The organism is Marinomonas sp. ABL3_031 (assembly GCF_056161265.1).
On the sequence record NZ_JBSWYU010000042.1, the window covers coordinates 1 to 425 of the forward strand.

Genomic DNA, 425 nt, shown 5'->3' on the forward strand with positions numbered 1-425 from the left:
GAGTAGAAGAGCTCAAACCAGAACGATACGCCAACCGAATTGCTTGACGATCATAGAGGCGTTGAACCACCTGATCCCATCCCGAACTCAGAAGTGAAAAGCGCCATCGCCGATGGTAGTGTGGGAGATCCCATGTGAGAGTAGGTCGTCGTCAAGCTTTAAATATAGAAGCCCTGATAGGATAGCCTGTCAGGGCTTTTTTACGTCTGTAGGAAAGTCAAAGTGCACCTCGTTTGATAGCGGTCGTGCCTCCCTTGTCAAACCTAGGATCATCCCGAACTCAGAAGTGGCTCTTTATACGCCGCAGGCGCTCGTCATCGCCGATGGTAGTGTCGGCCTTATGATGAAAGGAAAGCATGTGAGAGTCCCACAAGGGGATAAGCATAGGTGGTAAAAGGGCATAAATATCGTCAAGCTTTAAACAT

At 48.9% G+C, this 425-nt stretch carries 1 rRNA gene; it reads left to right on the forward strand.

Going from position 1 to position 425, the window contains the following annotated elements:
• Positions 1–42: 42 nt before the first annotated feature.
• Positions 43–157 (forward strand): 5S ribosomal RNA (gene rrf, locus ACXAH2_RS17185).
• Positions 158–425: the final 268 nt, after the last annotated feature.